Annotated in this window: 1 protein-coding gene; it reads left to right on the plus strand. The window is 47.7% G+C overall.

Annotated features, from left to right (window positions below):
- Positions 1-602: 602 nt before the first annotated feature.
- Positions 603-1,979: a group II intron reverse transcriptase/maturase gene (ltrA, locus tag MXE41_RS12910; protein WP_247100876.1), complete on the plus strand. Its 1,377-nt coding sequence runs from the start codon at positions 603-605 to the stop codon at positions 1,977-1,979.
- Positions 1,980-2,040 lie beyond the last annotated feature (61 nt).

Consider the following 2,040-nt stretch of genomic DNA (forward strand, 5'->3'; position numbering starts at 1 on the left):
TTGTGTGCTCGGCATGAGCATTATCTTGAGGGTTAAAGTCCCTTACGCACCCGCTAGTGGGAAGCGTTAGCTGAAAGCAAGGTACAGTGTGGTGACACCTGTGCTGAAAGAAGCTGGTTGTGAGCTATACAGCTCACACAGTGCAAAACCTTGGACCGACGAACAGAAACTTGCTACAAGGCGTGCAGGGCGGACGAGTCTCCAAGTTATGACGAAGTCCAATAACTAGACGGAGCCCGAGACGTAAAGCAAGCGGTTATATGAGGTGGAAGATAATGCCCTTACCCGAGGAGGTCTTGCCAGCGGGAAGAAACCCGTAGTAACAACGAATGGCAAGAAGTCAGCAGAGGTCATAGTACTGCCAAACGTCAGGAGGCAGGAAGGACCAAATCAACCAGAAGAGAAAGATCTTAGAACCTGACGGCTATGGTCTAGAAATAAGAGGTCACGAAAGGGAGAGGAGCATAGATAAACATCTACACCCATCTGCCCTGGAAGACCACTATCCTGAGAGAACATGCGAAGTAGCGCGGAACGCGAAAAGTGTGCGAGGGATTAGACCTGAGACGCCGTAAACAAGATGACACGGAGTTTTCAATAGCATGAAATCTACGAAACATACAGGATATACAGGACTGAGTATCTTCAGCAACATCGAAGTCACGCTGGATCAGGTGACTGACGCATACAACCTGAACAAAGCTTGTCGCAAGGTAACGAGTAATAAAGGTGCCCCAGGCATAGATGGCTTAAGTGTCGAAGAATACGCTGCGAGAAGAGCTGTCCAGGGATATGACGACCTGATCAAGAAGATTGAAGACGGTAAATACAGGCCGCAGCCTGTAAAGAGAGTTTACATCCCAAAAGCAAACGGAGATATGAGACCTCTGGGAATACCAACAGTAGAAGATAGAGTAGTACAACAGGCAATAGCTAACGTACTGTCAAACTTTTACGAAAGCAAGTTCTCAGACAACAGTTTCGGATACAGACCAGGTAGAGGATGCAGAGACGCCATTAAGAGGGCGATCAAATACGCCAACGAGGGGCATGAATGGATCATCGACCTGGACCTGAGCAAGTTCTTTGATACTGTAAATCACAGCAAATTGCTCCAAGTCATGTCAACAGACATAAAAGACGGAAGAGTAATATCTCTGATTCACAGATTCGTGCGCGCGCCTGTATTCGAGAACGGATATGTAACACCGAAAACCACCATAGGCACCCCACAAGGCGGCCCAATGAGCCCGGTCCTGGCAAACATCATCCTGAACGAATGTGATCAGATGATGGATAAGACAGGAATCAAATTCGTCAGATACGCTGACGACATGATGATCTTCTGCAAAAGCAAGGAGGCAGCTCAGAGGACCCTCAACAGAGTGACCAGGTTTCTGGAGGGGAAATTGTTCCTCAAGGTAAACATGGAGAAAACAAAGATCCTGAAGTGCACACAAGGTACTCAGTTCCTTGGTTTCACCCTTACCAGGAGGGTTCCCAAACTCATCCGCAAGATAGCGCCGAAATGCACTGTCTATGTGAAAGTTCACGAAAAGAAGAGGATGAAGTTTATCCAGGAAATCAAGGAAACTCTGGACCGGAGATGCCCTGGTGGGTTCGAGAAAGTACAGAAGCGTTTCAACAACAAGCTGAGAGGCTGGTTCAACTATTTTAAAGGAGCAATACCTTTAAGCTGGATGAACCAGGTCGACAGCTGGATCCGCAGAAGAATAAGGCAGATGTACTGGAAGCAATGGAAGAAGCCGCGAAAGCGAATGGAGGAATTCCATAAGCTTAACAGCCGATCCCCAGAGCTTGGCCAATACGCCTACTCTTCAAACTCCTACTGGAATATGGCCAAGACAAAGCAAATTCATTCAGCACTGTCAAACGCCAAGATACAGGATATGGGATGGCTTAACCTGAATATGCTTAACGCCCAATACGAAGCAAAACTGGGCGGTAACAATGGTTGAAACCGCCGTATACGGACCCGTACGTACGGTGGTGTGAGAGGGGAACCACCCCTACTCGATT

Origin of the sequence: Anaerobiospirillum sp. NML120449 (assembly GCF_023051105.1) — a bacterium.
In the GTDB taxonomy this organism is placed as follows: domain Bacteria; phylum Pseudomonadota; class Gammaproteobacteria; order Enterobacterales; family Succinivibrionaceae; genus Anaerobiospirillum.